Origin of the sequence: Actinoallomurus iriomotensis (assembly GCF_030269445.1) — a bacterium.
GTDB lineage: Bacteria > Actinomycetota > Actinomycetes > Streptosporangiales > Streptosporangiaceae > Actinoallomurus > Actinoallomurus iriomotensis.
The window spans coordinates 15288-41143 of record NZ_BSTJ01000014.1 but is presented as its reverse complement, the minus strand read 5'-3'; the positions used below and the strand labels follow the sequence as shown (position 1 = coordinate 41143).

Here is a 25856-nt window from a genome sequence, read left to right as displayed (position 1 = left end):
GCTCGCAGGTCGTCATGCTCCTCGGCCACCACCTTGTCGAGCGGCCCATCCGGGCCGGGATCGGATACGGCGAGAATCGTCGGCTCCTGGCGGGCGGTCTCGACGCCGTACGGGGTGAGCCGGTAGAGGCGGCGACGGGATTCCTCGTTCCCCGGTCTGGAGAGGCGAACATGTTCGTTACGAACTTGTCTGTAACGAACATGTTCGTCATACTTGGGTCATGGCTCCGAGAAACGCGCCCCGCAGCCGCCGTGAGCGGCCCGCCAAGCCGGCCCTCACCTACGACGGCATCGTCGCCACCGCGGTCCGGCTCATGAGGGACGAGGGACTGCGACGGGTCACCATGCGGCGCCTGGCGCAGGAGCTCGACACCGGGCCCGCGTCGCTGTACGTGTACGTGGCCAACACCGCTGAGCTGCACGCGGCGATCCTCGAAGAGCTGCTCGGCGCCGTCGACCTGACGCCGGTCGGCGCGCCGGGAGACTGGCGCGACCGGCTCGCCGGCGTGCTCGGCTCCTACACCGAGGTCCTGTTCCAGCACCCCGACCTCGCCCACTCCGCGCTGGTCGCCCGCCCGTCGGGGCCGAACTACCTGGCGCTCGTCGAGGCGGTGCTCGCCCTCCTCCACGAGGGCGGCGTGCCGGACGGGCAGGCCGCGTGGGGCGTGGACGTGCTGCTCCAGGTGGCCACCGCGACCGCGGCCGAGCAGTCCGCGCGCGACCGCGACGCCGCCGCCGAGGACGAGCACCTCGCGCTCGTCGCAGCCCTGCGCGCGGTCCCGGCCGAGACGTATCCGCGGATCGCCGCCCTCGCCGGCGACCTCGTCTCCGGCACTCCCGAACAGCGACTGGCCTGGACCTTCCGCGCCGTCATCAACGGCGCGCGTACCACCGCGCGGACGCCGGACTGACACCCCGTCCGTACGTCCCGCCCTCAGCAACGAAGGGCTTTCCCATGACCGGAACACATCACCCCATGGCCGTCATCGGCGCCGGCCTCGGCGGGCTGACCCTCGCCCGCGTCCTGCACGTGGGCGGCGTCGAGACGCCCGTCTTCGACCTCGACGCCGACCGGCACGCCCGTACCCAGGGCGGCATGCTCGACATCCACGAGGAGTCCGGCCAGGCCGCCCTGCGCGCCGCCGGGCTCCACGACGACTTCCGCGCGCTGGTGCTCCCCGGCGGTGAGGCCATGCGGATCCTGGACAAGCGCGCCACCGTCCTGCTGGAGCAGAGTGACGAGGACTCCTCCCACGCCCGTCCGGAGGTCGATCGCGGGCAGCTGCGCGACCTGCTGCTGGACTCCCTGCCGGACGGGACGGTGCGCTGGGACTCCAAGGTCGTCGCGACCCGCACCCTCGGCGACGGCCGGCACGAGGTCACCCTCGCCGACGGCACCGTCTTCACCACGGACCTGCTGATCGGGGCGGACGGCGCCTGGTCGAGGGTCCGCCCGCTCGTCTCCGACGCCCGGCCCGCCTACACCGGAGTGTCCATGGTCGAGTGCGATTTTCAGGACGCGGCCGCGCGCCACCCGGAGGCCGCGGCCGTGGTCGGCGGTGGCATGCTCTTCGCCCTCTCCGACGCCAGGGGCTTTCTCGGCCACCGGGAGTCCGACGGCAGCCTCCACGTCTACGCCACCGTCAGGACCGGCCGGTCGTGGCTCGACGGCATCGACTTCGCCGACACCGAGACGGCGAAGAAGGCCGTGCTGGAGGAGTTCGCCGACTGGCATCCGGGGCTCCGCGCCCTGGTCGCCGACGCCGACGGCGAGCTGGTGCCGCGTTCGATCGTCGCCCTGCCCGTCGGCCACCGCTGGGACCGGGTGCCGGGGGTGACCCTGCTGGGCGACGCGGCGCACGTGATGTCGCCGTTCGCCGGCGAGGGCGCCAACATCGCCATGCAGGACGCCGCCGAACTCGCCCAGGCCCTCATCGGCCACCCCGGCGACACCGAGACCGCGCTCGCCGCCTACGAGGACGCGATGTTCTCCCGCGCCGAGGTCGCCGCCGCCGACTCGGCCGCGAACCTCGAGCTCTGCCTCGCCGGCGACGCGCCCCACGGCCTGGTCGCCCAGTTCGCCGCTCAGGCCGGCTAACTCGCGGGGGGCTCGTTGATCAGACGCCGGAGGAGGGCGCGGCTCTCCTCCGGTGCGAGGGCGTCGCCCTCCTCGATGCGGTTCCACGTGTCGGTGAGGTCCACCGGGGTGAAGTGAGTGCCCAGCGCGCTGTGCACGAGCGCGAGCCGGTCGCTGACCTCGGGGAATTCCAGCAGGTCGAAGGGGTTCGCGCGCGCCTCGTAGAACAGCGCGCCACGGGGGACCACCCGGATCGTGGTGTCCGGGCGCATGCTCAGGTCGAGCAGGTGGCGCAGCTGGTCCACCATGACCTCGGGCTCGGAGAGCTGGAGCGTCAGCGCGCCCTCGTCGACGATCACGTCGAGGTCGCGTCGCCGGCCGCCGGGGCGGTGGCGCTGGCGGTTGTCGAGCAGGTCCCATTCGGCGTCGACGTCGCAGTCGGGGTCGATGCGGGGGGCGATATGGCGGACGTAGGCCTCCGCGCGTGCGAGGTACGGGACGGTCAGCACGCCGTAGGTGTGGATGACCGAGGCCTCCGACTCCATGATCAGTACGTCGCGGGTGGAGGGTTTCAGGCGTTCGGCGTGGGCGCTCAGCCAGTCGGGCCCGTTCGGCCGGGACGCCAGGTCGATCACCACCTCGGCCACCATGGAGCCCCGGACCTGGTAGCGCTCCATCATCCGCTCCACCTCGACCGGCGAAGGCCATTCGAACCCGGTCTCCACCCGGACCAGCCAGTTCGACTGGCACCCGAGTTGAACCGCCGCCTCGTCATACGACAATTCGAGGAATTCCCGAATTGTCCGTAAGTAAAGCCCCAACCGACGCGCATTGATGTTCGGTTCGCCATGGTCTGTAGGCATGAGGATCTCCCGCTCCCATTGTCGTGCGGTGTGGACCCAATATGCCACTCGTGGCCCCGGCGAAGCCCGTGATCGCCGCATTCGGCGGAACGCCGGGTTCTTGTGAGAGCGGAATTCTCCGCCCTCACAAGAACCCTTCTCATTGATCTTTTAACGCTCAGGTGGCCGAAGTGGCCTGCGTCACTCGCCGAGGGTCACGGGGAGGGCGGTGAGGCGCCACGTGCCGGGGTCGGGAGCGCGCAGTTCCTCCGGTTCCGCGGCGAGCCCCAGTGACGGGTGGCGGCGCAGCAGGGCGGTGAGCGCCACCTGCGTCTGCACGCGGGCGATCGAGGCGCCCACGCAGAAGTGCGGTCCGTGGGCGAAGCCCAAATGGCCGTACGGCCCCTTCGGGCGGGTGACGTCGAGGCGTTCGGGGTCGGTGAAGACGCGCGGGTCGCGATTGGCGGCGGCGACGGCGGCGGTCACGGCCTCGCCCGCGCGCACCCGTACGCCGCAGAGTTCGACGTCCTCGCGCGCGTAACGCGGGATCGACAGCAGCGTCGGGCCGCACCAGCGGATGAGCTCCTCGACCGCGCCGGGCATGAGGTCCGGGTCGTCGCGCAGCGCCTCGCGCCGGCCGGGGTGGGTCAGCAGGGCGACGACGGCGTTGGCGATGAGGTTGGCAGGAGTCTGGCCGGCGATGACCAGGTGCCAGACCAGGGTCACCATCTCGGCGTCGGTGAGCCGGTCGCCGTCCTCGGCCTGGGCGGTGATGAGGTCGGCGAGCAGGTCGTCACCCGGTTCGGCGCGGCGGCGGGCGATCGCGGCCTTGGCGCCGTCCATGATGCCCGGGATGGCCTCGGCGAACTCGCCGCCCGCGCCGGCCGCGACGGTGGCGCCGTACGCACGCCAGCGCGACCGGTCGGAGCCGGGGACGCCGACCAGCTCGCAGATGACGTCCATCGGCAGCGGGCGGGCGAAGTGCGGCAGCAGGTCCACCGTCCCGTCCGCGGCGGCGTTCTTCTCCACGTCGTCGAGGAGCCGGTCGACGATCCGCTCGATCCGCGGCCGGAACTCGGCGGCCCGGCGCGGGGTGAACGCGGGCGCGACCAGTTTGCGCATCCGGGCGTGCTCCGACCCGTTCAGCTCGGACATGGTCCGCATGTAGGGCAGGCAGTCGTCGGGGACACCGGGCCGCATGAAGCTGTCGGCTCGGATCTCCAGGCGCGGGTCGGCGAGCATCGCGCGCGCCGCTTCGTGGCGGGTCACCACCCACCACGGCGAGAGGCCGGGGATCCGGAGTCGCGCCAGGGGGGCCTGCTCACGGACGCGCCCGTACGCGGCGAAGGGGTCCCGGACGACCTCCGGGTCGCTCAGATCGATCTCCGGCATCTCAGATGCTCCCATCATAGGTTCACAACATCCAGATGATGACGGTATCCCGATGCTGCGCGGGCGGCAACGCCCGGCGATGTGGCAGTGCTCCAGGGTCACCGATGAGGTCGGTGCCGAGCACGACACGGCGTTCTGGAAGAGCCTCTCCTCCTGAAGCGGCCCCGGCATCGAGCCGTGGGGGGCTTCACGTATGTGGCGGTCAGCCATGGAGCGCCAGATAGGGCGCCAGCCCGACGAGGCTGACGATGAGGGCGTACTTGAGCGTGGGGGCGGGCAGGCGGCGGGCGATCACCCAGCCGAGGAGGACTCCCGCGAGTTCGGGCACGCCGACCAGGGCGGCGAGGGGCCAGTCGATGGCGCCGGCGGTGAGGTAGCCCAGCGTGCCGACGCCGGCGATGACCACGGACTGGACCTGGGCGGCGGCGAGGGCGGACAGTACCGGGGCGCCGAGCGTGACCAGCAGCGGGACGGCCAGGAGGGGGCCACCGACGCCGACCAGGCCGCTGGCCGCCGCGACACCGAAGCCGACCGCCGCGACCACCTCGGTGCGGAGGTGGTGGCCGGCCGGGTCGGGCCGCGGGCGGCGGTCGCGGTACCACACCAGCGCGGCGATGCCGGCGGAGAAGACGCCGAGCACGATGCCGAACGCCCTCCCGGAGACGACGCTGTTGATCAGCACACCCAGCGGCGTGCCGGCGACGGCCGCGGCGGCCAGTGTCAGCGCGGTACGGCGGGTGTGCGGGTCCCGCAAGTGGCCGGACCGTGTGTACGCGGCGGTGGCCAGCGCGCCCGTCGCGACGTGGGTGACGATCGCGGTGCCGGCGACCTGCGCCGGGGTGAGGGCGGTCAGGGCGAACAATCCGATGGTGGCCAGCACCCCACCGGGGCCGATCGCGGTGATCCCCACTCCGGCCGCCAGCCCGAGCACGGCCAGCGCGATCAGCGTGGGCGCCTCCAGGCCGCTCACCGGGAGATCACCGTACGGGCGCACGGGAACACCACGACAGACCTCCATGAAGGGTCGGCGACGACAGGGTCAGGGCGCCGAGGGTGCGGCGCCGCGGTGCAGAGTGGCCTGCAGGACGAGCCGGTCCGCGCGGATGTGAACGGTCTCGGCGTCCACGGGACGCCCGTCGGCCAGCCGGGTGAGCCGGTCGATGGCGAAGACGGCCGCCCCGGCGGGGATGCCCAGCAGGGCCGCGGTGTCCGCGCCGGCGGTCATCGCGTGCACGGCCACGTCGGCGCGGCCCAGCGGCTGCCCGCTGATCCGCTCCAGCAGCACGAAGACGTCCTGGTCGGTCAGCTCGCACTCCAGCAGGGGGCGGCCGAGGTCCAGGGGCAGGTAGGTGGCGTCCAGCGAGAGGGGTTCGCCGTCGAGCCGGCGGAGTCGTTCCAGGTAGACCGCGCCCGCGTCGGGAGGAAGCTCCAGCCGGCGCGCGACGGCGTCCGGCACGCCGGCGACCGGGTGAGCGGCGCGCACCTCGTTGGTGATCGTGCCGCGCCCGAGGAGGGTTTCGGCCAGCCCGGACAGCCGGTCGAGGCTGTGGCCGTAGCGCTGCTGGGCCACGACCGTGCCGACTCCGCGCCGCCGGGTGATCAGCCCCTCGGCGCGCAGCAGCCCGAGCGCCTCCCGGATCGCGTTGCGCGAGGCTCCCAGTTGCCCGGCGAGCGTGTGCTCGTCGGGCAACCTGCCACCCTCGAACGCCTGGCTGGTGATCTGCTGCCGCAGCACGTCGGCCGCCCGCCGCGCCCGTTCGGCGCGGGGCCGGGAGGACACCCCGTTCTCCATGGCCCCCGACCCTAGCCGCGCCGCATTACGCCAGAGTTACGCCACCCAAGTTGACCTGCACAAACCTGTGACCATGAGGTCCCAGGACGAGGGCGAGGAGTTCCGCCACCCGTCGTCACCGCTCTAGGCGCGAGTCGCCTCATAGTCGGGGAGTGCGGCCGGGACGGCCGGAGTCGCCGGGCGCATGGTGAGGACCAGGACGGCCAGCCCGGCGAAGAGGACCGCGCCGACGACGCCGGTGACGTGCAGGCCGGCGGTGAACGCCTGCCGCGCGCTGTGCAGCAGGGCCGCGCCCTGGCCGGCGGGAAGGTGCCGGCTGGCGGCGACCGCGCCGGCCAGCGAGTCGGACCTGCCGTCCATGCGGCTGCGGTAGACCACCGCGGCCACCACTCCGAGCAGCCCGAAGCCGAGCGAACCGCCGAAGTAGTTGCCGGTCTCCGACATGGACGCCGCCGAGCCGGCGCGCTCCGGCGGTACGGACCCGACGACCATCCCGGTGCCCAACGCGAACAACGGGCCGGTGCCCAGCGCCAGTACGGCGATGCCGATCATCACCAGCGGCAGGTCGCCCGTACCGTCGACGCCGACCAGCAGCAGGCTGCCCAGCGCCGACGTCACCAGCCCGCCGGCGATCGCGGTCGTCTGCTTCATCCGCCGGGCCAGCGCCGGCGCGGCCATGGTGCCGACCGCCACGCCCAGGCCCATCGGTGCGAACAGCACCGCCGACGCGAACGGCGAGAAGCCCAGCACGCTCTGGAGGTACTGCGTCACCAGCAGGCCCGTACCGGCCATGGCGACGCCGGCGAGGACCAGCCCGACGAGTACGGCCGTGAACGGGCGGTTGCGGAACAGCCGCAGGTCCAGCAGCGGCGTCGCCATCCGCAGCTGCCGGCGGACGAACACGAATCCGATGGCCGCGCCGACGATGAGGGCCGCCGCCGGCACGACCGGCGCACCGTCGACGGTCAGCTGCTTGATGCCGTAGACCATCAACAGCACCGCCACGAGCGACAGACCGACACTGACCAGGTCCAGCCGGCCGGTCTGGTCGCTGCGGAACTCCGGCAGCAGGACGGGCCCGGCGAGCACCAGCAGCACCATCGCCGGTACGGCGGCCAGGAACACCGATCCCCACCAGAACTGCTGGAGCAGGAAGCCGGCGAGTACCGGCCCGATCGCGCCGCCGGTGAACTGACAGGTCGCCCAGATCGCGATGGCCTTCCCCCGCTGCTGTTCGTCGCGGAACATGTTGGTGAGCAGGGCGAGGGTGGACGGAGCCAGGGTCGCGCCGGCGACGCCGAGCAGCGCGCGCACGATGATCAGCATCAGCGGGTCGACCGCGAAGGCGGCCACGACCGACAGCACCGCGAACGCCGCCGCGCCGATGAGCAGCAGCCGCCGGCGGCCGATCCGGTCGCCGAGCGTGCCCATCGTGATGACCGTGCCGGCCACCAGGAATCCATAGGCGTCACTGATCCACAGCTGCTGGACGTTGGTGGCCCCCAGGTCGGCACTCAGCCGTGGGAGCGCGAGGAGCAGCGCCGTCGTGTCCATCGCGACGAGCAATGTCGGCAGCATGAGGAGGGCCGCTCCCAGCCATGCCCGGTTGATTCGCATATCCAGAACTCCCTGTCGTCTCGAGGTTCACCGGTTGGTCGGAGCGGCCGAGAGCTTCTTGACATCGGTACGGTGGAAATTCCTGCGTCCGCCAGGCGAGACGCGGTGAGGGCGATGCGATGAAAAAAATCTCGGCGGCGATGTCAAGACGGCGACGGCGGCCCCGACCAACCGTCGAAGGGCCCGGACGGGGCCTGCGAATCACAAGGAGCACGAGATGAAGTTCTTGATCAGCATGCACATCAACCCGGCCGTGCTGGACGCGCTGACCGACGAGGAGAAGGCCGCGATCGGAGAGGGCCACGGCAGGTTCATGGAGGCGCTGAAGGAGTCCGGCGAGATGATCACCACGCAGGCGCTGGTCGACCCGTCACAGGCCGCCGTGGTGTCCGTCCGCAACGGCCAGCCGGTGGTGAGCGACGGCCCTTTCCTGGAGGCCAAGGAGTTCCTGGGCGGGTTCTACCTGATCGACTGTGAGAGCAAGGAGCGGGCGATCGAGCTGGCGGCGCAGATCCCGGACGCCGCGATCGAGGGCCTGGGAGTCGAGGTGCGCCAGGTGATGTTCGCCGACGGACAATTGGAAGCATGACGGCTCCATCGATCGAGGACCTGCTGCGTGAACTCACGCCGCAGGTCCTCAGCGCGTTGGTACGGCGGCACGGACAGTTCGAAGCCTGCGAGGACGCCGTGCAGGAGGCCGTCCTCGCCGCCACCGTGCAGTGGCCCGCCGAGGGCGTGCCGGACAACCCACGGGGCTGGCTGGTGACGGTCGCGTCCCGGCGGCTCATCGACCAGATGCGCAGTGAGCAGGCGCGCCGTGAGCGGGAGGCCGCGCAGGCCACCGAGGTGGAGCTCGGAGAGGTGCCGGACACCGACGACACGCTCGTCCTGCTCTTCCTGTGCTGCCATCCGACGCTGACCGCGGCCTCGCAGACGGCCCTGACGCTGCGGGCCGTCGGCGGCCTGACCACGGCCGAGATCGCCCGGGCGTTCCTGGTGCCGGAGGCCACGATGGCGGCCCGGATCAGCCGCGCCAAGCAGCGCATCAAGGCCGTCGGCAGCTCGTTCAGCCTGCCGGACGGCGCTGAGCGCGAGGAGCGGCTACAGGTCGTCCTGCACGTGCTCTACCTGATCTTCAACGAGGGCTACACCGCCTCCTCGGGCAGCGAGCTGCACCGCGCCGACCTCGCGCGCGAGGCGATCCGGCTGACCAGGATGGTGCACGCGCAGCTGCCCGAGGACGGCGAGGTGACCGGGTTGCTCGCGCTGATGCTGTTGACCCACGCCCGCCGGGAGACCCGCACGACGGCGGCCGGCGACCTGGTGCCGCTGGACGAGCAGGACCGTACGAAGTGGGACCGCGGGCTGATCGACGAGGGGCTGGAGCTGGTCAAGACGTCGCTGGCCGGTCCGGCGCTGGGGCCCTACCAACTGCAGGCGGCCATCGCCGCCACGCACGCCGACGCGGCCACCGCCGAGGAGACCAACTGGCCACAGGTGCACGCCCTCTACCTGATCCTGGAACGGATCGCGCCCAACCCGATGGTCACCCTCAACCGGGCGATCGCGCTCGCCGAGACCGAGGGCGCGCAGGCCGGGCTGTCCCTGCTGTCCACACTGGACGGTGACGAGCGGATGGCCGGGCATCACCGGCTGCTGTCCGTACGGGCGCATCTGCTGGAGAAGATCGGCGACACGGCCGGGGCCTACGAGCACTACCGGCGCGCCGCGAAGGCCACCGCCAGCATCGCCGAGCAGCGCTACCTGGAGTCCCGGGCCGGCCGGGTGCGAACCTGAATCCGCCCGCCACCGGTCACAGCACCCGCCGGGCGCCCGGAAGGCGGCGCAGCGCCGCCGCGAGCGGGAAGGCGGCGAGCACGGCGGTTCCCGACACCACCACCCAGGCGACGAGCGCGGACGGCCGCCGGTCGGCCAGCGCGTACTGCAGGATCACCACCACGGGGAGATGGACGATGTAGACGGTGTACGAGCCGGCGGCCAGTTCCCGGCGGAGCGGGCCGGTGCCGCCCAGCGTCTCGCGGAAGAGCGTGAGCAGCCCGACGCACAGCGACACGCACAGCGCGCTGTCCACCAGCGCCCACAGCGCGGCCGGCCAGGTGACGCCGCCCGCGCCGAAGCACGAGGCGTCCGATCCGACGGCGAACAGCACGACGGCTCCGCCGAGGCCGCCGGCCAGCCAGACCCATCCCGTACGGGCGGGGAAGCGCTCCAGCCAGCCGTACCGGTCGGCGAGCACGCCGAGGATGAAGAAGGCCGCGTACTGCGGCACCCGGGCCGGCTCGACCTGAAGGAGGTCGAGCACCGGCACCCAGGTGTCCAGCGGGTAGTGGATCCGGATGACGTACGTGGCCGCGGCCACCGCCAGGGTGAGCAGGACCAGCGACCGGTGGCCGGGGACCGGTCGCGCCGGGCGGGCGCCACGGCGACCCCGCGACAGCAGCCGGGCGGCCTGGCGGCACAGCAGGTACAGGAGGCTGTAGGCGAGCAGGTTCTGGATGAACCACAGGTGGCCGAACTGCAGGTCGGGCCAGCTCGGCCCGCTCCAGTCCGCGGGCCGGTCGCCCAGGCCGAGGTAGACGTCGGCGAAGTAGCGCGGGTAGGAGATCGGCGGATAGCCGCGGTAGTGCCGGTAGTAGGCGTACATCAGCCCCGGCACGATCGTCAGCGCGCCGACGACCAGTGGGACGCCGAGCCGGAGCAGCCGCCCCCGGAAGAAGGCCCACCCGCCACGGCGGTCGTGGGAGCCCGGGACGAACACCGCGGACACGAAGAAGAAGAGGCTCATGAAGAAGGCGCCGTCCAGGGCGGACAGCGTCGCGAGTATCCCGCTGCGCGGCTGGTCGCGGACGTACCACCAGTCGGCGGGGCCGTACGCCTGGGCGGCGTGGTGGAGGACGACGAGTACGGTCAGCGCGACGCGGAGGTTGTCCAGCCAGGCGAGGCGAGGGCGGACCGCCGATCGCGGCGGCGCTTTGGTCGAGGTGTACATGCGTTCACGCTAGTAAACAGCTGTACACCACGCGCTGGGGTCAACCCTAGCTTTCCTCCTCCGGGTGGCCGTAGAGGCCGCGCAGCAGCAACCGCTGGTTGGCCGCGCTGCGGCGGGCGAGGACCTCGGGCGCGAACAGCGGTTCTTCGAGGTTGGGCCGCATCACCGGCTCCAGCAGGAGCGGACCCAGCACCAGGAACAGGATCTGGAACGGCGCCCACTCGTCATCCGGCGGCGCCTGTCCGCCGTGCGCCGCCGACAGCCGCTCCAACTCCCGGCGGGCGCCACGCAGGAGGTGCCCGAACAGGACGGAGCCCGTGCCCCCGTCCTCCAGCAGGGCGTGCCGCAGGTAGCCGCGCAGCACCGGATCCGAGCCGAACAGCCGGGCGGAGACCTCGCCCAGCGAGGTCATCAGGTCGCGCTTCTCCGCCCCCTCGGCCGCGAGCCCGCGCAGCGCCTCGGTCATCTGGTCGAGCACGTGCTCGTCGACCGCGGCACGCAGCCCCTCTTTGGAGCCGAAGTGTCGCGTCACCAGCGCCGGCGACAGCCCGGCGGCGGCCGCCACCGCACGCGTCGAGGTCGCCTCGAACCCGTGCTCGGCGAACAGCTCCAGCGCCGCCTGGCGCAGCCGCGCTCGTCCCGTCAGATCAGCCTTCGCCGGCGCCCGCATGCCCGCAGATTATCGGCTGCTAGACCACCGGCCGGCCGTCGGACAGGTTCGGCGGCAAGTACATCGTGACGGCCGGGATGACACTGCCGGCCGCCGGCCTGCTGGTGGCCGCCTGGGCGCCCTGCTGGCGGCCCGCCTCTCCTCCGTCTTGCCCAGAGAGGCCGAAAAGCGCGCCGGTCGGCTACCGGAGAATCTGCGGGCCCGGCTCATCGACGACACCACCGCCGCCGCGCGACACTACGGTCCGCCCACGCCGCCCGGCGGCCTGAACCCCGCCACGGCCGGCCTGTACGAGCGCGTCACCACCGGCACCTTCGCCATCGGCTTCGTCAACGCCATGCAGACCACCCTCGTGGCATGCGCCGTGGTCCTGTTGGCCGCCGCCCTGTTCTGTCTCCTGTTCAGCCCGCAGGAAAAGGAGTGAATCGGCTTTCACCGGCGCCGTAGATCATCTGCTGGTGACGGGAGGTTCCGGGGTCGGCCGTGACTCCGCCGGCGGTGGCGCGGGCGTGGCGGTCGACCTCGGACGGGCGTCGCGCGAGCGGCGGCCCAGACGCCGTCCGAGGCGCTGGAAGGGCACTTCGACGTAGTGGTAGGTCAGCGTGCTGGCCCCGATCAGCACGAGGACGAAGACGAGGAGACGAAGCACGTCGTCGTGGTCGGGGGTGCCGCCGAGCTGGTCGGAGACCATCAGCAGCACGGGATGGAGGAGGTACAGGGAGAAGCTGATCTTCCCCAGCCCGGCGAGCCCGCGAGGAATGCGGCGGTGCCGCAGCGCCCACCCCGCCGCGAACGTGACGCCCGCCAGCACGATCGACCAGGTCCAGTAGGCGCCGAACGCGTCCGCCTGCGCCTCCGACATGCTGACGTCGGCGTGCCATACGGCCGCGGCGACGGCGCCGGCCAGAACGAGGGCGGTCGCCGCCGCGGCCGTACGCCGGCGGATCTGGCCGTGCTCGGCGCGGTAGAGGACGGTGCCGGTGAACATCACCGCGAGGATGGCCAGCCCCTGCCACGCGCCGACCCGGCTGTTCACGCTGACCAAGGTGAGGGCCAGCGCGCCGCCGAGCAGCCCGCCCGCGGTGCGCAGGGCCGGCCGGGACGAGACGGCCGCGAGGACGGCGGCGGCCATGGTCAGCGCGGCGAGCGCGACGATCGGCCCGACGCCTGCTCTCGTCGACAGGGCGGCCATCGGCAGCAGCCCGCCGGCCACCACGGCGCCGGCCACCAGCACGACGGCGACGGGCGCCGAGCGCCGGTGCGCGCCGACCACGAACAGCGCGACGACCAGCAGGTAGAAGGCCATCTCGTACGACAGCGTCCACAGGACGTTGATGACGTTCGGCACGGCGAGCACGTCCTGCAGCATCGTCAGATGCGCCAGGACGGCGGTCGCGGGCCGGTACTGCTCCAGCCCGGCCCGCAACCCGCGGACGCCCAGCAGGAACGGCAGCACCGTGATCACGCACGCGACCGTCAGCAGCGGGTAGATGCGCAGCAGCCGGCTGATCCAAAAGCCCCGCACCTGACCGTGCCGTTCGAGGGACGCGGGAATGATGTAGCCGCTGACCAGGAAGAACACCAGCACGCCGTACAGGCCGGGGTCGAACCACAGTCGCAGGCCCGCGCGCCATCCGGGCGTGAAGTAGTAGGTGGCGTGGTGCAGGGCGACGACCATCGCGGCGATCCCGCGGAGCAGGTCCAGCCAGACCAGGCGCTTCGGCCCGCCCGCGGCGGCCGGCCCGGCGCGACGGAAGGGGCGAGAAAAGACAGGAACTCGGCTCATCGGCGGCGTTCCCGTCAGTGGGGGTTGGCGGTCAGCAGCTCGCTGAGCAGGTCATCGAGGCTCACCAGGCCGACGAAGGGGTTGTCGGCGGTGGCGACGACGGCGAGCTGGGCGCGGGCGTTCCGCATGGTGGTGAGGGCGTCGAGCACGCCGCAGTCCGGAGGGAGCGTGGGAACGGGGTACATCATGTCGGCGGCGCGCCCGCCCGCGGTCGGACCGGTGACGGCCTCGCGTACGTGGAGCATGCCGGCGATGCCCCGGCCGTCGGCGCGGACGAGGATCCGGGTGTGCCCGTGGTCGGCGGAGGTACGGCGGATCCGCTCGGCGTCGGCGTCGGCGGGCACGGCGGCGACGTCGTCCGCCGGGACGACCAGGTGGGTGATGGTCGCCTCGTGCGTGGCGATGGCCCGGCCGAGAAGGGCGTGCTCGGCCCGGCCGATGAGGCCGAGGCGACGCGACTCGGTGATCAGGTGGGACAGGCGTTGCGGGTCGGCGTGAGAGTCGGCCTCGGCCGTCGGACGGACGCGGACCAGCCGCAGCAGCGCGTTCGTGACGCCGTTGAGCGCGGCGATCAACGGCCGGGCGACCCGGGTGAAGGCGCGGAAGGGCACGGCGAGCGTCCGGGCGGAACGCTCGGGGTCGGTGATGGCCCAGGACTTGGGCACCATCTCACCGACGACCATGTGCAGGAAGGTCACGACGGCCAGCGCGACGACGAACGCGATCGGATGACGTACCGCCCCGGGCGCGCCGACGGCCTCCAGCGGCGGGTCGAGGATGTGCTCGAACGCCGGTTCGGTGACGGCGCCGAGGCCGAGCGAGCACATGGTGATGCCGAGCTGGGCGCCGGCGAGCATGAGGGACAGCTCGTCGATCCCGGCGACGGCGGCCCTGGCCGTACGGCTGCCGCGGGCGGCGTCGCGTTCGAGCCGTACGCGCCGGGCGGCGACGAGCGCGAACTCCGCGCCGACGAAGAACGCGTTGCCCGCCAGCAGCAGGATCGTGATCGCGAGGGAGGCCGGCAGGTTCATCGGCGCTCCTCCCGCGCCGTGGTGAGCAGACGCATCGCGATGGTGCGGGGCACGCGCCGGCGGACGCTCAGCACCTCGAGCTCGGCGTGCGACGGCGGACCGTGCCGCGGCTCCACCTCGACCTCGACGCGGTCGCCGACCCCTGGCAGCCGGCCCAGATGCGCCATGAAGAGCCCGCTGAGACTGTCGTAGGCCGGGTCGTCGGGCAGCGCCAGGCCGGTGACGTCGCGTACCTGGGCGATCCGCAGCGCGGCCGGCAGCCTCCAGACGCCCCCGGCCGGGGTCGGGGCGGGCATCAGGGCGTCGTTCTCGTCGGCGATCTGGCCGACGAGCTGCTCCGCGATGTCCTCGAACGTCAGGATGCCGGCGAGCCCGCCGTACTCGTCGACGACGGCGGCGAACTCCTCGTGCGCCTCGCGCATCCGGCCGAGGACGAGGTGCAGAGGGACGGTCGCGGGCAGCAGGAGCGCGGGACGTACGAGGTCGGTGACGAGCCGGTCGTCGGAGGTGCCGGGCGGCGCGATCTCCCGGACCCCGGCGATCCCGATCACGTCGTCGATGTCGCGGTCGTAGACGGGGTAGTTCGTGTGGCCGGTCTCGGCGATCAGCTCCTTGAGACGGCCGACGGTGGCGTCGGCGGGGACGGCGACGACGTCGGGGCGCGGCACCATGACCTCGGCGGCGGTGCGCTCCCCGAAGGTCAGCGCGCGTTCCAGCAGCACCGACAGGTCGGCGGGGATCCGGCCGGACCGGTGCGACTCGCCGATGATGTCGCCCAGCTCGGTCAGCGTCGCCCCGTGCGAGAGCTCTTCCACCGGTTCCACTCCGGCCAGGCGCAGCAGCCGGGTGGAGGCGGTGTCGAACAGCCGGATCACCGGCCCCGCGATCGCCAGGTAGGCCAGCGTCGAGGCGGCCAGGGCCTTGGCCAGGGGTTCGGCGCGGGCGAGCGCCAGGTTCTTGGGCAGAAGCTCGCCGAGGACCATCTGCACGATGGTGGCCAGGACGAAGCCGAGGGCCAGCGCGGCGGGACCCGCGGCCGTGTCCGGCACGCCCAGCCCGTCAAGGACCGGTTCGATCAGCGCCGACGTCGCGGGCTCGGCGATGAACCCGACGACCAGCGCGGTGATGGTGATGCCCAGCTGCGCGCCGGACAGCATGAACGACAGCCGCCCCATCACGGCCAGGGCCCGCCGTGCCCGCGTGTCGCCGCGCCCGGCGTCCGCGGCGAGCCGGGCCCGGTCGGCGGTGACGAACGAGAACTCCTGCGCCACGAAGTAGCCCGTGGCGACGGTCAGGGCCAGCACTGCGGCGAGCCCGGTCAGCGCGCTCAGCATGACCCGGTCCCGGGTCTATGACCGGGGTCCGACGAAGCGGACACCGAACTCCTCCTGTCCAGAGCCGTTCGACGGCGGAGCGGCAGGTGATTCCTTTGCAGCGTACCGCCGTGAGAGCTCATCCTCGCAGGTCACCAGGCCCCGGGGGTGTCGAGCAGCCCGGGGAGGACCGCACGCGGGGGGCCACCTGATCAGCGTCGCAATTTATTGTACGGTTGCGCAACTGTTCAAGCGTCGGGCGTCGACGCCCCCGGGCCGGCTCCCTCCTCCGCCCACCGGCGAGCGTGGTCGGGGCAGGATGGATCAGGTGACCAACGCGAGAGACGAAATGTCGAGTGACCTGCCGGGGCTGTGGGATCAGCACTGCTGCCTCCCGCTGACGCCCGATGCCGACGTCCGCGACCTCCTGCGGTTCCTGGAGATCGGAGCGAGTTTCGTCTCCGTCAACGTCGGCTACGCACCGAATGACGCCGGCTCGACGCTTGCGATCCTCGAGTCGTTCCGGCGGCAACTCTCCGCCGACCAGCGTTTCGTGCTCGCCGGATCGGCGGCGGACGTGGTCACCGCACAGGAGTCCGGCCGGCTGGCCGTCGCCTTCGATCTGGAGGACGCCAACCCCCTCGACGGCCGGCTCGACATGGTCGAGCGCTATCACCGGCTGGGGGTCCGGACGCTGGTTCCCGCCTACAACTACCGGAACGCGGCTGGATCAGGATGCATGGACGCCGACGATCAGGGCCTGACCGCGTACGGGCGAGCGATGGTGCGAGAGATGAACCGGGTGGGCATGGTCGCCGACGGTTCGCACTCCAGCATCCGGACCGGGCTCGACCTGTGCGAGGTCTCCACCGGGCCGGTCATCTACAGCCACACGTGCATGCGGTCGGTCTGGGAGCACGAGCGCAACATCACCGACGAACAGGCCAGGGCCTGTGCCGCGACCGGCGGGGTGATCGGCATCACCGGCGTGGGTATCTTCCTCGGTCCCAACGACATCAGCCTCGATGCGCTGCTCCGCCACGTGGAGTACGCGGTCGAACTCGTTGGACCGGACCACGTCGGCATCGGCACCGACTACCCCTTCGACATCGGCGATTTCAACCGCGAGTTCACCGAGAACGCGGACCTGTTCCCCGAGAGCTACACGCGCTGGGGGCCGATTCGTTTCGTCGAACCCGAGACGCTGTCCCCGCTCGCGGCCGTCCTCGCCGACCGCGGCTATCCCGACGAGGCGATCACCGGCATCCTCGGCGGCAACTTCATGCGCGTCGCACGTCAGGCATGGAACCCGCAGGAGTAGACCCGGACTGCCTTGCGTCGATCTTGTGCCACAGCGCTTTCGCCGCGCTGATCAGGACGCAGTACAGGGCCACGACGAGCGTCAGCGACAGCAGGCAGAACCCCGGCAGGGAACGCATCGCCAGCGGTGCGGCGAGCGGGGACAGCGGCAGGCAGGTCGCGACCGTCGTGATGGCCACCGTGCCCGCGAACACCGGCAGCGCCGCGCGGTTGCGGTGGGACGGTGGGCGGCGGTCGCGCAGGAGGTGGACGGCCGCCGCCTGGGTCAGCAGGTTCTCGAAGAACCAGCCGGTGTGGAACAGCGCCTGGGCGGCCGAGCCGGGATGGCCGCCGGTGACGTGCAGCAGGATCGCGAACGCGGTGAGGTCGGCCAAGGTGTTGGCCGGGCCCAGGAGCAGGACGAACCGGGTGAGACGGCGGGGGTCGAAGGTCTGCGGGCGGCGGAGGGCGCGCCGGTCGACGTGGTCGAAGGCGAGCGGGAGCAGGCACAGGTCGAAGCACAGGTTCTGGACCAGGATCTGCATCGGCAGCATCGGCAGGAACGGGAGCAGGATGCTCGCCGCCAGCATCGACAGCACGTTGCCGAAGTTCGAGGAGATGGTGATCTCCAGGTACTTCTTGATGTTGCCGAACGTGCGCCGTCCCTCGGTGACGGCCTCGGCCACCGCGTGCAGGTCGTCGCCCAGGAGCACCACGTCCGCCGACTCTCGTGCGATGTCGACGGCGCTCTCGACGGTGATCCCCACGTCGGCGTCCCGCAGCGCGCCCGCGTCGTTGACGCCGTCGCCGAGGAAGCCCACGACGTGCCCGGACGCCCGTAGGGCGCGGACGATGCGGGCCTTCTGCTCCGGGTCGATGCGGGCGAAGACCGTGGTGCGCGCGGCGAGTTCGCTCAGCACCGGCTCGTCGAGGCCGGCGATCTCCTCGCCGAGCACGGTACGGCCCGGGGCGATGCCCGCGTCCCGGCAGATCCGCGCCGCGACCAGCGGATGGTCGCCGGTGAGCACCTTCACGGCGACGCCCCGCTCGGCCAGGGCGGCCAGCGCGGCGCGGGCGGAGTCCCGCGGCTGGTCGCGGAAGCCGACGAACCCGACCAGCGTCAGGTCCTGGTCGGGCGCCGGCCGGAACGGCCGGCGGTCGGCGATGGCGACGGCGAGCATCCGTACGCCGTCGGCGGCGTGGCGGTCGGCGAGTTCGCGCAGGCGGCGGTGGTCCGCCGCGCGCATCGGCAGGTCGTCGCCGGCCACGCGCAGGCGCGTGCACTGCGGCAGGACCTGTTCGACCGCGCCCTTGGTGATGAGCGTCTCGGTGCCGGGCCGGTGACCGTGCCGCACCACGACGCTGCTGCTGCGGCGCGCCGCGTCGAACGGGACGGCCTCGGTGGCGATCCAGCCCTCCGTGGGCACGCCCGCCTGTTCGGCATGGGCCAGGAGGGCCTCGTCGAGGTCGTTGACCGGCCAGGCCTCCTCGGTCTGGGTGGTGCCGACACTGTTGATCGCCGCCCACCGCAGCACGTCGTCGTCGGGGCGGCCGTACGGGTCGACGTGGCACTCGATGCCGAGCTGGTCGTGGGTGAGAGTGCCGGTCTTGTCCATGCACAGCACGCCGACGGCGCCGAGGTTGTGCAGCGCGGGCAGCCGCTTGATGACCACTTTGTGGCGGAGGCCGGCCTTGGCTCCCCGGGCGAGGGCCGTGCTGACCATGACCGGCAACATCTCCGGCGTCAGCCCCACCGCGACGGAGATCGCGAACCACAGCGCGGCGAGCCGGACCCCGTGCACGCCGGCGTTCACGGCGAACACCAGCGGCGCGCACACGAGCATCAGCCCGATCAGCGCGCGGGACACGCCCTTGACGCCACGGTCGAACGCGGTCTCGGCCCGGCGCGGGGCCAGCTGCGCGTGCATCGCGCCGAAGTAGGTCGACCCGCCGGTCGCCATCACCACCGCCGTCGCCGTTCCGGCGCTGACCGTGCTGCCCATGAAGCCCAGCACCGGGCAGTCGAAGGTGCCCAGGTCGCCGTCCTGCTCCCGGTACGGCGCGCCGGTGCCGTACGCGGCCTGCTTGACCACGGGGACCGACTCCCCGGTCAGCACCGCCTGGTCCACCCGCAGGTCCGTCGACCGCAGCACGCGTACGTCGGCGGGCACCATGTCTCCCGGGCCGAGGCGCACGACGTCGCCGGGGACGAGCTGATCGACCGGGAGCTCCCGCGCCACCGGCGGCGCCTGCGCCGACGCGCGGCGTACGACCGTGGCCGTGGTGACCACCATCGCCCGCAACGTGGCGGCGACCCGGTCGAAGCGGTGTTCCTGGCGGACCTGCAGCCAGCAGCTGATCAGCACCATGACGCTGATCACCGTGGTCGCGCCGTATGCGCCCAGTGCCGCTGACACGGCGCCGAGGACGTACAGGATCATCACGAACGGGTTCGTGAGCGCGCGCAGGACCTGGGGTGCCCGGCGCGGCCGTCCCGTCCCGGTGATGACGTTGTCGCCGTAGTGTTCGAGCCGGGCCTGGGCCGCCTCCTCCAGGAGGCCGCGCGGTCCGGTCTCCAGCCGGCGCAGCACCTGGTGCACCGGCATCGAGGCGAAGTCGGCGAGCCGGCCGCGCACGGTGGGCAGCCGAGACGCACCGGCCGCGCCGGCCGGTGTGGGAAGGGCGGCGAGAGGCTCAGGCGCCGACGCCACGACGGCGCCTCGTGCCCGCGGTCTGGTCCCTCATCCGGTCGACCATCTGCCGCACGATCGTCACGATGTGCGGGTCGTCGACGAGGTAGACCTGGTGACGTCCCTCGCGGCGGGACCGGACCAGACCGGCGAGCTTCAGCTTCGCCAGGTGGTGGCTCACCGTGGGCACGGTGCCGCCGACCTGCGCCGCGATGGTGCCCACGTCGCACTCTCCGTGGGCGAGCACCCACACGATGTGCAGCCGCATCGTCGAGGCGAGCAGACCGAACGTGCCCGCCATGTCCTGAAGCAGCTCGGGCGACAGGTACGGCGGCTCGCCGGTCTCGGTGTCCGCCACGACCCCACCTCCCACGCCCGTGCTGTGCCGGTGACCAGCCTTCCGGAGCGGACCGGAGCGGCGCAACCGGACCGCACGGAGCGGCGGTCCGAATACTTGTCGACTTGTGCAAGTGTCGAAAATAGACTGAACCATCAGCAGGGCGTGACCGTCATAGATAGACGAGATCGTCTTTGCGACACGGGGAGACGGCCGCCGACGGCTCATACGGGTATCAGACCAGCGAGACAACCGAGCACCACGACTCATCGGCGTCGCGACCGCGACGCATCCGAGGACCACCTCAGCAACGTTCCTACGTGTACCGCCTGGCCACCACGAGACTCTGTGAAAGGGGGCGAGTCGATCGTGCCGAGCACTCAGGTGGAGGAGTTCTCCCACCGGTCGTGGGCGGAGCCGCGACCCAGCCTCGCGTGGCGATCCGCCGTGCGACGGCAGCGTAACGTCCGTGCCGCGATGACCTTCTGGATCTTCAACGGCCTGCTCGTCATCGGTGACCTTCTCGAGCACGCCTGGGTCACTCTGTACCGCCGCTGATCCGCTCCGCGGTGCCCGGCGCACCGCGAGTGACGAGGTGACGCGGCCTGCGCCGCTCACCGGCGCCGGCGCAACGACCGGCGAGCACGGCGCAGGCCGCGGCTCTTCAGGACGCGGACGAGGGTGGCGGCGTCCGCTCTCCCGTACCCGCGAGTCCTCCACTGCCGCGTGAAGGGGGAGAACTTGAGCGTCGTGCGTCCCGTTCCACTCGTCGCCCGCGGGACACCGGCGTTCCAGGTCTTCAACGAACTCGCGAACGAGATGGGCCCGCTGCTGAAGGTGGAGTACGCGGCCGTACAGCGCTACGAGAACGACGAGTCCACGATCGTCGTCGGCTCCTGGAGCCGGCACCGCGACCCGGAGGTGTGGCCGGCGGTCGGCGAGCGCCGGCCGCTGCGGGAGGGGAGCATCCCGGACCGAGTGCTCCGGACCGGCCGCGCCATGGCGCAGATCGGGACGTACGACCCAGCGGACGGTTCGACCGTCCGGTCGAGACGGAACCGGCGCATCCGCTCGGCGATCGGCAGTCCCATCGTGGCCGGGGGAAGCGTGTGGGGTCTGCTGGTCGCCTGCTGGGACGGCGGTGAACCGCGGGACGAGGTGGAGGAGTGGATGTACGACTTCGCCGTCCTCGTGGCCACCGCGATCACCAGCAGCGAGAGTCGCGCCGAGCTCACGGCCTCGCGCGCCCGCGTCGTCGCCGCCGGCGACGAGGCCCGGCGCCGCCTCGAGCGCGACCTGCACGACGGCGTACAGCAGCGGCTCATCGCCCTCGGCGTCGAACTGCGGCTCGCCGAGTCCGACGTGTCCCCGGCGGACGAATGCCTGCGGGAACGCCTGTCACAGGCGGTGCGGAGCCTGATGAGCATCGTCGACGACCTGCGGGAGATCGCGCGGGGCATCCACCCGGCGATCCTGTCGCGGGGCGGACTGGAGGCGGCCCTGAACACGCTCGCCCGTCGTTCGGCCGTGCCGGTCATCGTCACCGTGGAGGTCGGCCGGAGACTCGGAGACCGCGTCGAGGTGACGGTGTACTACTCGGTCTGCGAGGCGCTGACCAACGCGGTGAAGCACGCGAACCCGAGCCGGATCGAGGTCGATCTCCGTACGGACGGCGCGGTCCTGCGGCTGTCGGTCCACGACGACGGGGTCGGCGGCGCCGACCCCGTGCGGGGAACGGGGCTCATCGGCCTGCGCGACCGGGTCGAGGCGCTCGGGGGCAGCATGTGCCTCACGAGCCCGCCGGGCCGTGGCACGACGTTCACCGCCTCGATCCCGATCGACGCCGGGTTATCCGGGCCGTCCGGGGCCGCGAGCACGGTCAGACGAAGACCCGCCGTGAGACGACGCCGTGCCCGAGCCGGTGGTCGCTCCACAGCTCGAAGCGGTCGCCGGGGCGAAGGAGGTCGAGTGCCTCCTCCTCGGTGATCGTCATGGTGACGACGTGGTGGGTGTCTCCCGCCCGCAGCGGCTCCTGGTCGTCGGTGATGACCACGGCGTTGAAGGCTCTCACGCCTTCCGGCCGGTGGCGGTGAGCCCGTACGACGAGCCTGCGGACGGCACTCGACGTCCGTTCGGTGTCCGGGTCGAGGGTGACGAGCGCACGGAATCTCAGCGACCTCATGTCTCCGTCTCCTGGGGTGTCTCCACTGACGTCCGGATGAACCGGGCCGCGTCGTTCATCGCCTCCCGCGCGGCCGGCAGCAGGCGGTTGAAGGCCTGGAAGACGTGGATCTGGCCGGGCCAGACCTGGAGTTCACATGACGTGCCGGCCTCGGTCAGGACCCCGGCGAACTGCTCGATCTCCTCGCGCATGGCCTCCGCGCCACCCGCCTGGATGAGGAACGGCGGCAGTGTCAGGCCGTCGCAGTTCAGGAGCGAGAGCCCCGGACCGGACCAGCCGTGGCCGCCCGCGTACTGCAGTCCGCACCGCTGTGCCACGACCGGGCTGATGAAGGGGTCCCGCTTGGACCGGTCGATCTGTGCCAGCCGCTCGCAGCTGAGGTCCACCCAGGGGGAGAACAGCACGACGCCGGCCGGTACGGGCGTGTCCGACCGGCAGGCCTCGATGGCGACCGCGGCGGCGAGATGGCCGCCGGAGGAGTCACCGGCGATGACGACCCGTCCGGCCGGCACTCCCTGGTCCAGGAGCCAGAGGTAGCAGTCCATGGCGTCGTCGAACGCCGCCGGGTAGGGATGCTCGGGAGCGAGCCGGTAGCGGGGGGCGAGAACGCGGAGCCCGAACGTCGCCGCCAGCCGCCCGGTGATCACCCGGTGGGTCCGCGGGGAGCAGAAGCTGTAACCGCCGCCGTGCAGGTAGAGCACGACTCCCTCGTCCGGATCGCGGGGGCGGACCCATTCCCCGGTGATCGTGCGCGGGGCCGTCGATCCGGGCCCGTGCGCCGTGGCGCTGAACCGCCGCACCCGGGCACGGGAGTCCGGGCGGACCAGGAGCGCGCCGGTCGCGAAGGCGGTCCGGATCATCAAGGGGGTCATGAGCCGGCCCGGGATGTGATCGAGCAACGGGCGCCATCCGAGGCGCATCATCTCGGTCAGGATCCGGGCCTGCCGGCCCGGGGAAGGAAGATCGACCGCGGCCTGGTCATGGAGGTCCGCCGCGGCCTGGTTCTGGGAAGCGCTCATTGCGCCGCACCACCGATCAGGTCTGCGTGGTAGGGAATGTCCGTGCGGTACTCGGAGCACCGGCGTCAACGGGCCGGGAGATCCACACGTTCGCCTGAGGCGGGAACCGGATTGCGAACTATTGCACTATGCCATCATTTATGCCCGGTTTCTGAGCTGGGCAAACTTTGGCCAGGATACGCCACATCCTTTTCCGGGCTCGAACAACGACGTTTGCCGACGCCCACATTTGCCCTGTGCAACGTTCGCGGGCGGCCGGGGAAACGGGTAGAACTGGTCCATGGCAGAGCATGCGGTGTGGTCCTCGCCGGCGACCGAGCCGAGCGGCGAGGACGTGAACGCGGTGACGACGGCCGTGTTGACCGCGTCGCGGCTCCTGGTCGCCATCTCCGCGCGCTCGCTCGCCGCGGTGGAGGAGCGGGTGACCCTGCCGCAGTTCCGGATGCTGGTCGTGCTCGCGAGCCGGCCGCGGATGAAGCTCGTGACGCTTGCCGAACAGCTCGCGGTCAACCCCTCGACCGCGATGCGGATGGTCGAGCGCCTGGTGGCCGCCGGCCTGGTCGACCGGCGGGTGAACCCGGAGAGCCGCCGCGAGATCCTGCTGCGCCTGACGGACGCGGGGGCACAGATCGTGGACGAGGTCACCGCCCGGCGGCGGGAGGAGATCGCGGCCATCGTCGCCGCGATGGCGCCCGGCCAGCGGGCCGGGCTGATCGCCGCGCTACAGGCGTTCACCGAGGCGGGCGGTGAGCCCGCGCTCGGTGAACCGGTCTACGACACTCTGACGCTCGGCTGGCAGTGATCGGCGGAGGCCGGGGAGAGACGCCGTCAGAAGCGGCGTTCGCCCATGGTCGTCCGGCGGGAGGCCAGGCCGACCCCGGCCGCCAGCGCCCCAAAGATCACAATCAGCGCACCGACGACCACGTTGCTGCAGATCGTCGCGGTCGTGGCCGGGTGCCCGCTCACGACCCATGGGGCGATGATCGTCCATACGCCGATCAGTGGCACGACCCATGTGACACCGTGCGTGCGGCCGTACGCCGAAACGAACGCGACCGCCAGCAACGCCACGGCGATGCCGCTGATCAGGTTGTTGATCGTCAACGTCGTACGACCGCCGAACCCCACGATCCATGGGGACATGGCCAGGTAGAGGCCACTCAGGAACGTCAGCCCGTCGACCGCCTGGGCCGTCGGCCGCTCCGCCGCGAGGTCGTAGCGAGCACGAAGCTCGGCGATGTCAGGATGGCGTTCCATCATCGGACGTGTCGACATCGCGCACACCACCTTTCGTGATCGAGCCTGCTCACTACTGACCCTTCCCGCCCCGTGCCCGTTGATTCCCGCACAGTGCAAGAATAATTCGGGCCGGGCGGTCCGGCAGCAGCGCGAGCGGGAGCTCGCCGACGTACGGACGGTCGCCGAGGTCGCCCAGAAGGTGCTGCTACGGCCGCCGCCATGCTGTTGATCCGACACCGCTGAGAATCCTGGCACCGGTGAGGCCATAGCAACATTTGGGATAAAAGCGCTAATTGATGCGATGGCGGCAAAATATATTAAAGGCGCGTTTGGACCTATTGAGCTGCGGTAATGGGCCCGGTAAGCATCCGTCAATCACGGGGGAGGATGCGATGACGGAACCACGTGGGCGTCACGGCTTCGGCAGATCATCCGGAGCGGGGCCCAGGGCAGAGGGACCCGGAGAAGAATCGATGCGGGAACCGATGCGAGAACCGATGCGCCCGCCGCCGGGCGAGGCCGAGAGCGATGAGCGGGAGTTCTCGTTCTGGCACGACCGCAGCCGGGTCTTCCTGCAGCCGATCGCCGCACCTTCGATCCTCGGCCTGTTCGGGCTGGCGGCGGCGACCATGATGGTCGGCGCATGGATGGCGCGCTGGTACGGCACCGCCCTGACACCGCTGACCCTCTACCCGTTCGTGCTGACCGCGGGTCTGGCGCAGTTCATGGCGGCACGGTGGAGCTACCGCGCCCGCGACGGCCTGGCCACGGCGGTGCACGGGATGTGGGGCGCCTTCTGGGTCGGCTTCGGCCTGCTGTTGATCCTGGCCCTCCTGGCGTTCCCGACGGTGCTGGTCGCGCCGCGGATCGGAGCAGCCGATCCGGCGTTCGCGTTCTGGCTCATCGCCATGTGCGCGATCACCGGACTGTGCGCGCTCGCCGCGCTCGGCGAGAACCTCGGCATGGCCGCCGTGCTCGGAGCGCTGACCCTGGCATGCGGGTTCGGCGCCGCCGGCTTCTTCGCCGGCCTGTCCTGGCCCGTCCGCGTGGCGGGCTGGATCTTCGTGATCGCCTCGGCGATCGCGCTGTACGTCGCGGCGGCCCTCATGCTGGAGGGCAGTTTCCGGCGCACCATGCTGCCGCTGATCCGGACCCGCGGTATGGCGGAGAAGATCCCCGGCCGCGCGGCCCGCCCGCTGGAGTACCGGCACGGTCAGCCCGGCCTCAAGATCGGGCAGTAGCCGGCCGCCGCACCGTCCGGCCCGCCGTACGGCCGGCAGAGGAACCGCTGGTCAAAGACCACTTCTGTGTCCGCTAGGCTCAACGCCTGCCCGAGTCGTTGGCCCCCCGCGGGAGCACAGAGTGTCAAGAGTGACCAGTTTCTGCCGGTCGTTGGCGCGCCGGACCAGTCGCGCCTACCACATCGTCTGCGCGCGTGACGACGCGGCGAGTCATCGGTTCGCCGTGCCCGACGGCGTGTGGGTGTGCGACGAGTGCGACGTCGTACTCCTGGACGCCGCGGACGTGTCGCGGCACCGTCCCCACGTGCTCTGACCGGCCG

At 71.7% G+C, this 25856-nt stretch carries 26 protein-coding genes; 11 read left to right on the top strand and 15 right to left on the bottom strand.

Features of this window, described 5'->3' with window-relative positions; all coding sequences use genetic code 11:
• Positions 1 to 220: 220 nt before the first annotated feature.
• Together QSK37_RS42585 and QSK37_RS42580 are read left to right on the top strand one after the other, a co-directional pair.
• Positions 221 to 910, top strand: coding sequence for a TetR/AcrR family transcriptional regulator (locus QSK37_RS42585; protein WP_285633027.1), 690 nt, complete (start codon positions 221 to 223; stop codon positions 908 to 910).
• Between the two features lie 44 nt (positions 911 to 954).
• Positions 955 to 2097: an FAD-dependent oxidoreductase gene (locus QSK37_RS42580; protein ID WP_285633025.1), complete on the top strand. Its 1143-nt coding sequence runs from the start codon at positions 955 to 957 to the stop codon at positions 2095 to 2097.
• Here QSK37_RS42580 and QSK37_RS42575 read toward each other — a convergent pair.
• The 5 genes from QSK37_RS42575 to QSK37_RS42555 all read right to left on the bottom strand — a co-directional run bounded on the left by QSK37_RS42575 (position 2094) and on the right by QSK37_RS42555 (position 7719).
• Positions 2094 to 2939 carry a helix-turn-helix domain-containing protein gene (locus QSK37_RS42575; protein ID WP_285633023.1) on the bottom strand — a complete coding sequence of 282 codons (846 nt, stop codon included), beginning with the start codon at positions 2937 to 2939 and terminating at the stop codon, positions 2094 to 2096. The two genes, QSK37_RS42580 and QSK37_RS42575, sit on opposite strands and share 4 nt — an antisense overlap.
• Positions 2940 to 3119: 180 nt before the next feature.
• Positions 3120 to 4310, bottom strand: coding sequence for a cytochrome P450 family protein (locus QSK37_RS42570; RefSeq protein WP_285633021.1), 1191 nt, complete (start codon positions 4308 to 4310; stop codon positions 3120 to 3122).
• A gap of 202 nt (positions 4311 to 4512) precedes the next feature.
• Positions 4513 to 5280 carry a sulfite exporter TauE/SafE family protein gene (locus tag QSK37_RS42565; RefSeq protein ID WP_285633019.1) on the bottom strand — a complete coding sequence of 256 codons (768 nt, stop codon included), beginning with the start codon at positions 5278 to 5280 and terminating at the stop codon, positions 4513 to 4515.
• A gap of 69 nt (positions 5281 to 5349) precedes the next feature.
• Entirely contained in the window at positions 5350 to 6102 is a 753-nt protein-coding gene (locus QSK37_RS42560; RefSeq protein ID WP_285633017.1) for a GntR family transcriptional regulator, read from the bottom strand.
• A gap of 123 nt (positions 6103 to 6225) precedes the next feature.
• On the bottom strand, positions 6226 to 7719 hold the full coding sequence (locus tag QSK37_RS42555; protein WP_285633015.1) for an MFS transporter: 1494 nt from the start codon (positions 7717 to 7719) through the stop codon (positions 6226 to 6228).
• A gap of 217 nt (positions 7720 to 7936) precedes the next feature.
• On the opposite strand from QSK37_RS42555, the gene QSK37_RS42550 reads away from it, so the two are divergent.
• Both QSK37_RS42550 and QSK37_RS42545 read left to right on the top strand, forming a co-directional pair.
• Positions 7937 to 8308, top strand: coding sequence for a YciI family protein (locus tag QSK37_RS42550; RefSeq protein WP_285575335.1), 372 nt, complete (start codon positions 7937 to 7939; stop codon positions 8306 to 8308).
• The gene (locus QSK37_RS42545) at positions 8305 to 9516 is read left to right on the top strand and encodes an RNA polymerase sigma factor (protein WP_285633012.1); all 1212 of its coding nucleotides are present in this window, start codon (positions 8305 to 8307) and stop codon (positions 9514 to 9516) included. The genes QSK37_RS42550 and QSK37_RS42545 overlap by 4 nt, the downstream gene beginning before the upstream one ends.
• A gap of 16 nt (positions 9517 to 9532) precedes the next feature.
• On the opposite strand, the gene QSK37_RS42540 is transcribed toward QSK37_RS42545, so the two are convergent.
• Positions 9533 to 10729, bottom strand: a complete 1197-nt coding sequence (locus QSK37_RS42540; RefSeq protein ID WP_285633009.1) for an acyltransferase family protein — start codon at positions 10727 to 10729, stop codon at positions 9533 to 9535.
• A 46-nt stretch (positions 10730 to 10775) separates the two neighbouring features.
• Positions 10776 to 11399, bottom strand: a complete 624-nt coding sequence (locus tag QSK37_RS42535; RefSeq protein ID WP_285633006.1) for a TetR/AcrR family transcriptional regulator — start codon at positions 11397 to 11399, stop codon at positions 10776 to 10778.
• Positions 11400 to 11547: 148 nt separating this feature from the next.
• On the opposite strand from QSK37_RS42535, the gene QSK37_RS42530 reads away from it, so the two are divergent.
• Positions 11548 to 11823 (top strand): hypothetical protein, encoded by a 276-nt coding sequence (locus QSK37_RS42530; RefSeq protein WP_285633003.1) that lies wholly within the window; start codon positions 11548 to 11550, stop codon positions 11821 to 11823.
• A gap of 24 nt (positions 11824 to 11847) precedes the next feature.
• Here the strand turns inward: QSK37_RS42530 and QSK37_RS42525 are convergent, their stop codons facing one another.
• Genes QSK37_RS42525 through QSK37_RS42515 form a run of 3 tightly spaced genes read right to left on the bottom strand, consistent with a single transcriptional unit; the run spans position 11848 to position 15550 of the window.
• A complete protein-coding gene (locus QSK37_RS42525; RefSeq protein WP_285633000.1) occupies positions 11848 to 13185 on the bottom strand; it encodes an acyltransferase family protein in 1338 nt (445 codons plus the stop codon).
• A gap of 14 nt (positions 13186 to 13199) precedes the next feature.
• Positions 13200 to 14216 carry a hemolysin family protein gene (locus QSK37_RS42520; RefSeq protein ID WP_285632997.1) on the bottom strand — a complete coding sequence of 339 codons (1017 nt, stop codon included), beginning with the start codon at positions 14214 to 14216 and terminating at the stop codon, positions 13200 to 13202.
• Positions 14213 to 15550: a hemolysin family protein gene (locus tag QSK37_RS42515; RefSeq protein ID WP_285632994.1), complete on the bottom strand. Its 1338-nt coding sequence runs from the start codon at positions 15548 to 15550 to the stop codon at positions 14213 to 14215. Before QSK37_RS42515 ends, QSK37_RS42520 begins: the two co-directional genes overlap by 4 nt.
• Positions 15551 to 15857: 307 nt before the next feature.
• Here QSK37_RS42515 and QSK37_RS42510 point away from each other — a divergent pair, with 307 nt between their 5' ends.
• Positions 15858 to 16850 (top strand): dipeptidase, encoded by a 993-nt coding sequence (locus QSK37_RS42510; protein ID WP_285632991.1) that lies wholly within the window; start codon positions 15858 to 15860, stop codon positions 16848 to 16850.
• On the opposite strand, the gene mgtA is transcribed toward QSK37_RS42510, so the two are convergent.
• Entirely contained in the window at positions 16810 to 19539 is a 2730-nt protein-coding gene (gene mgtA / locus QSK37_RS42505; protein WP_285632988.1) for a magnesium-translocating P-type ATPase, read from the bottom strand. The two genes, QSK37_RS42510 and mgtA, sit on opposite strands and share 41 nt — an antisense overlap.
• Positions 19523 to 19876 (bottom strand): ArsR/SmtB family transcription factor, encoded by a 354-nt coding sequence (locus QSK37_RS42500; protein ID WP_285632985.1) that lies wholly within the window; start codon positions 19874 to 19876, stop codon positions 19523 to 19525. Before QSK37_RS42500 ends, mgtA begins: the two co-directional genes overlap by 17 nt.
• A gap of 348 nt (positions 19877 to 20224) precedes the next feature.
• Here QSK37_RS42500 and QSK37_RS42495 point away from each other — a divergent pair, with 348 nt between their 5' ends.
• Entirely contained in the window at positions 20225 to 20413 is a 189-nt protein-coding gene (locus QSK37_RS42495; protein WP_285575352.1) for a hypothetical protein, read from the top strand.
• 192 nt (positions 20414 to 20605) lie between these two features.
• A complete protein-coding gene (locus tag QSK37_RS42490) occupies positions 20606 to 21841 on the top strand; it encodes a GAF domain-containing sensor histidine kinase (protein WP_285633512.1) in 1236 nt (411 codons plus the stop codon).
• Here the strand turns inward: QSK37_RS42490 and QSK37_RS42485 are convergent.
• Positions 21735 to 22037, bottom strand: coding sequence for a hypothetical protein (locus tag QSK37_RS42485; protein WP_285632983.1), 303 nt, complete (start codon positions 22035 to 22037; stop codon positions 21735 to 21737). The two genes, QSK37_RS42490 and QSK37_RS42485, sit on opposite strands and share 107 nt — an antisense overlap.
• Entirely contained in the window at positions 22034 to 23056 is a 1023-nt protein-coding gene (locus QSK37_RS42480) for an alpha/beta hydrolase (RefSeq protein ID WP_285632980.1), read from the bottom strand. Before QSK37_RS42480 ends, QSK37_RS42485 begins: the two co-directional genes overlap by 4 nt.
• A gap of 280 nt (positions 23057 to 23336) precedes the next feature.
• Here QSK37_RS42480 and QSK37_RS42475 point away from each other — a divergent pair, with 280 nt between their 5' ends.
• On the top strand, positions 23337 to 23858 hold the full coding sequence (locus QSK37_RS42475; RefSeq protein ID WP_285575360.1) for a MarR family winged helix-turn-helix transcriptional regulator: 522 nt from the start codon (positions 23337 to 23339) through the stop codon (positions 23856 to 23858).
• Between the two features lie 26 nt (positions 23859 to 23884).
• Here the strand turns inward: QSK37_RS42475 and QSK37_RS42470 are convergent, their stop codons facing one another.
• Positions 23885 to 24331 carry an SPW repeat protein gene (locus QSK37_RS42470; RefSeq protein ID WP_285632977.1) on the bottom strand — a complete coding sequence of 149 codons (447 nt, stop codon included), beginning with the start codon at positions 24329 to 24331 and terminating at the stop codon, positions 23885 to 23887.
• A 437-nt stretch (positions 24332 to 24768) separates the two neighbouring features.
• Between QSK37_RS42470 and QSK37_RS42465 the strand changes: the two genes are divergently transcribed.
• Together QSK37_RS42465 and QSK37_RS42460 are read left to right on the top strand one after the other, a co-directional pair.
• The gene (locus tag QSK37_RS42465; protein ID WP_285577889.1) at positions 24769 to 25536 is read left to right on the top strand and encodes an acetate uptake transporter family protein; all 768 of its coding nucleotides are present in this window, start codon (positions 24769 to 24771) and stop codon (positions 25534 to 25536) included.
• A gap of 130 nt (positions 25537 to 25666) precedes the next feature.
• Positions 25667 to 25849, top strand: a complete 183-nt coding sequence (locus QSK37_RS42460) for a hypothetical protein (RefSeq protein WP_285632974.1) — start codon at positions 25667 to 25669, stop codon at positions 25847 to 25849.
• The last annotated feature ends 7 nt before the right edge of the window (positions 25850 to 25856 follow it).

Coding starts and splice junctions, on each gene's coding strand:
- QSK37_RS42485 (WP_285632983.1), bottom strand. CDS start 22,037: ATGAGGTCGCTGAGATTCCGTGCGCTCGTCACCCTCGACCCGGACACC.
- QSK37_RS42535 (WP_285633006.1), bottom strand. CDS start 11,399: ATGCGGGCGCCGGCGAAGGCTGATCTGACGGGACGAGCGCGGCTGCGC.
- QSK37_RS42540 (WP_285633009.1), bottom strand. CDS start 10,729: ATGTACACCTCGACCAAAGCGCCGCCGCGATCGGCGGTCCGCCCTCGC.
- QSK37_RS42560 (WP_285633017.1), bottom strand. CDS start 6,102: ATGGAGAACGGGGTGTCCTCCCGGCCCCGCGCCGAACGGGCGCGGCGG.
- QSK37_RS42550 (WP_285575335.1), top strand. CDS start 7,937: ATGAAGTTCTTGATCAGCATGCACATCAACCCGGCCGTGCTGGACGCG.
- QSK37_RS42470 (WP_285632977.1), bottom strand. CDS start 24,331: ATGTCGACACGTCCGATGATGGAACGCCATCCTGACATCGCCGAGCTT.
- QSK37_RS42475 (WP_285575360.1), top strand. CDS start 23,337: ATGGCAGAGCATGCGGTGTGGTCCTCGCCGGCGACCGAGCCGAGCGGC.
- QSK37_RS42570 (WP_285633021.1), bottom strand. CDS start 4,310: ATGCCGGAGATCGATCTGAGCGACCCGGAGGTCGTCCGGGACCCCTTC.
- QSK37_RS42585 (WP_285633027.1), top strand. CDS start 221: ATGGCTCCGAGAAACGCGCCCCGCAGCCGCCGTGAGCGGCCCGCCAAG.
- QSK37_RS42545 (WP_285633012.1), top strand. CDS start 8,305: ATGACGGCTCCATCGATCGAGGACCTGCTGCGTGAACTCACGCCGCAG.
- QSK37_RS42525 (WP_285633000.1), bottom strand. CDS start 13,185: ATGAGCCGAGTTCCTGTCTTTTCTCGCCCCTTCCGTCGCGCCGGGCCG.
- QSK37_RS42555 (WP_285633015.1), bottom strand. CDS start 7,719: ATGCGAATCAACCGGGCATGGCTGGGAGCGGCCCTCCTCATGCTGCCG.
- QSK37_RS42480 (WP_285632980.1), bottom strand. CDS start 23,056: ATGAGCGCTTCCCAGAACCAGGCCGCGGCGGACCTCCATGACCAGGCC.
- QSK37_RS42580 (WP_285633025.1), top strand. CDS start 955: ATGACCGGAACACATCACCCCATGGCCGTCATCGGCGCCGGCCTCGGC.
- QSK37_RS42575 (WP_285633023.1), bottom strand. CDS start 2,939: ATGCCTACAGACCATGGCGAACCGAACATCAATGCGCGTCGGTTGGGG.
- QSK37_RS42520 (WP_285632997.1), bottom strand. CDS start 14,216: ATGAACCTGCCGGCCTCCCTCGCGATCACGATCCTGCTGCTGGCGGGC.
- QSK37_RS42465 (WP_285577889.1), top strand. CDS start 24,769: ATGCGGGAACCGATGCGAGAACCGATGCGCCCGCCGCCGGGCGAGGCC.
- QSK37_RS42515 (WP_285632994.1), bottom strand. CDS start 15,550: ATGCTGAGCGCGCTGACCGGGCTCGCCGCAGTGCTGGCCCTGACCGTC.